The 2752-nt window shown below is 52.4% G+C and carries 3 protein-coding genes; 1 reads left to right on the top strand and 2 read right to left on the bottom strand.

Going from position 1 to position 2752, the window contains the following annotated elements; all coding sequences use genetic code 11:
- Window positions 1-357 (top strand): hypothetical protein (locus PHP98_12175; protein MDD5484385.1); only part of this gene is annotated, 357 nt, incomplete at its 5' end.
- Between the two features lie 180 nt (window positions 358-537).
- Here the strand turns inward: PHP98_12175 and PHP98_12170 are convergent.
- Together PHP98_12170 and PHP98_12165 are read right to left on the bottom strand one after the other, a co-directional pair.
- A complete protein-coding gene (locus PHP98_12170; GenBank protein ID MDD5484384.1) occupies window positions 538-1863 on the bottom strand; it encodes an ISNCY family transposase in 1326 nt (441 codons plus the stop codon).
- Window positions 1860-2714 carry a DUF4338 domain-containing protein gene (locus PHP98_12165; GenBank protein ID MDD5484383.1) on the bottom strand — a complete coding sequence of 285 codons (855 nt, stop codon included), beginning with the start codon at window positions 2712-2714 and terminating at the stop codon, window positions 1860-1862. Before PHP98_12165 ends, PHP98_12170 begins: the two co-directional genes overlap by 4 nt.
- Window positions 2715-2752: the final 38 nt, after the last annotated feature.

The following is a 2752-nucleotide window of genomic DNA, read 5'->3' as shown; positions in this document are numbered from 1 at the left end:
TTATTTCTGGGAAGAGACTCTTATGCCAATGGCGGCAATACGCTTGAGATCAAGGATGGCGCCAAGGCATATCTAAATGGAACCAACACCTCTACTATACAGATAGGTGTTTCTTCGGACAATAATACGCTCATGGTAAGCGGAACTAATTCGGAACTGCATTGTTTAGGAAACAACGGCGAACTGCGGATTGGCACGTACACTGGTAAAAATAATAAACTTATTGTTGAGAACGGCGGTTATGTGTATGCCAAATCCTCTACTATACAGATAGGTGTTTCTTCGGACAATAATACGCTCATGGTAAGCAGCAATTCTCATTATGGGTGGGAAGCGGGTGAAGTGAAACGATTTTAGCTGGGTGGCCGGGACTGCCGGGGAGGAGTGCGCCGGTAAAATTTGGGTGAGGGTGAGCGCGATTGGCGCAAAGCGGGGCGCTTTGAGCGAAGCCGGGATGCAAACGTTCCGTTTTCGGGCGAGGAATGGGAAAGAAACGGGCTGGCGACATCAGGGCAGAATACGGCTGGGAATGGTTTTTCAGGCAATGAGTGGCGGCATAGGCTGGGGGCCGTATTCAATTCCCCGCCGCATGAAAACCATAATGACGTTCCAGCTTGGGAAACACATATAACGCAGGAGCGCGCGCAGGTCGTTAAAGAATGTTTTGCGGGTTGGCAAAGCGGCGCGGATAAACTTGTAATTCTGATCGCAGAAGGCAAGGAAGGCATGGAAGAGGAAAGCGAGGATATTCATGGCGGCCAGGAGCGATGAAAGATGTTGTTTGCCATGGCCGAAATTATGTTCCAGATGATAGCCTTTGGTTTTCAGGGTATTGTTGTTCTCGTTTTCGATCTTCCAGCGGGCGCGGCCGGACTCAATAATTCCGGACACGTTTTCATCCGTGATCTCGAAATCGGTAATGAAAGCGTTATGGTAAACTTGTTGACCGGATTGGTTGGCAACCGTTACTTCGCACCAGTTGACCTTCAGCGGTGAATCGCCATCGGCAAGAGGGGCGCCGTTAAAGTAGCGATAGACGTGGTTTTCCCAATGTTGGCGCTTATTCTTGACCCGCATGGCAATGGTGCGGATATGGTTGGCAGGCAAGAGAGCGAGCCATTGATACAAGCTGACGTGGGAATCGGGTTTGCAGGTGAAAATGTAATGGTAGCCGTAAAGCGCCACACGGCGGCAGAACGGCTGATGGGCATAAAGGTCATCGCCCAAAATGACGGCATTACCGGTCCGATAAAACGCTCCGTTCTTTTCCAGCCAGCGTTTAGCCGCGGTGATTTCACAGTCTTGCTTGTCATGGCCGTCCTGGGGCACGATAAATTCAGGGCGTAAGGGCAAGGCCTGGTTTTGTCCGGGCGCCACGATGACCGGCGTGATGGCGCTGTGATAATAGGTGGTTCCGCCGCTTTTATGTTCAATCCGTGAACATTTGTCGCAATGAATGTTTTCCGAGGAAAAATACCAGGTGCCGTCCAAGGCGATCAAGGTGGTATTATGGACGCCGCGGAATGTGTCGAGCGCGCCCTGCTCCCGAAACGCTTCGTAAATGGCGTCATAGACCGGCAAAAGTTGTTCCGGCGCAATCGGGTCAAGCATTTGGCGGATATGATTGTCGCTGGGAATGTCCTCGATTTGAAATAACGTTTGCGCGTTGCTTTGGCCTTGCTGTTGCTGCATTTCCTTTTGACGCGCCAGAAAAGAAGGGCACTGGGTAAAGAATACCGCAAAAGCGCTCAGAAAAATATCCGCCATCGAATAGCTTCTGTTTTTGCCCCTCCGCCGGTCAGGCAGTTCATCTGCAAATTTACGGAATTGCCGGATCAACTGGTCAAAACCATCAAGTTTCATCCGTTCTCCTTCCTTCTGGCCGGCGTGTTCATGGTCACACCCAGTTTTTCCCGGAAATCATGGGCAAGCGGACACAGGTAAATGTCTTTCACGGGCACGCGGAGCGTGTTAGCCACGTCATTGCGGCTGCGGCCCGTGGTCGCGCCAACCCGAATCCAGCCCGCTGCCCGATAGCATGTTCCCCGGAATCGTTCCCGTTCCACAAACGTCTCCAGCAGATGAATCGCATGCCCGTATTTGTTCATCCAATCCGCCGAAAGCCGCGCGCGCGTCAAAGCCAGCAGATGGCTGGCCAGATGCGGAACACGCACCCAGGGCAGGATAAGAAAACGGGTGTTATTGGTTAGCAGAAAAAGATGGCGTTGCTGTTGAACACGGTCCCAGCCGATGAAATCGTCCCTCGCCTTGGCTTTCCAGGCCGCCGATCCGAACAGCATACAACCCAATATCCGTTTCCACCGGTCACGAAAGAGATACTTGAGATTTTCCCCAACACAGATCTTATGTCCCAGATAATGATAGCGCTGAAGCAGAAATTTAAATAACGGCAGAGCCGGATTGCCTGTCTCCAGCGTTTCAACCTGCACGGGTTGTAACGTTTTCAGGCCGCTTTCGATCGGATTGCGCTCGTGGGGTATCTCAACCTGATGCCGTCGCTGCCCGGCATTGGTCCATCCTCTTTGGCGCGGAGGCAGTTGAACTTCGCCGGCTCGTTCCAATTTCAGTAGAAGTGTGCGGCAGGCCATGTCCTTCAACTGCCCAACACCATTACGCCAGTCCCAACGCGAGCACAACTCAATGGAAAGCTTTCTCCGACCCCAAGCGGGGTTGTCGGCCAACAAACTGCGGATTAGGGCAATATCCTGTCCGGTAACACGACGCCCCTGCA

The sequence above is a fragment of the Kiritimatiellia bacterium genome (assembly GCA_028715905.1).
Lineage (GTDB): Bacteria > Verrucomicrobiota > Kiritimatiellia > JAAZAB01 > JAAZAB01 > JAQUQV01.
Note: the sequence above shows the minus strand (reverse complement) of the source record. Positions and strands in the feature narration are given on the sequence as shown.

Bases quoted from the DNA above. Each gene is read 5' to 3' on its own strand.
- PHP98_12170 (MDD5484384.1), bottom strand. From the start codon at position 1,863: ATGAAACTTGATGGTTTTGACCAGTTGATCCGGCAATTCCGTAAATTT.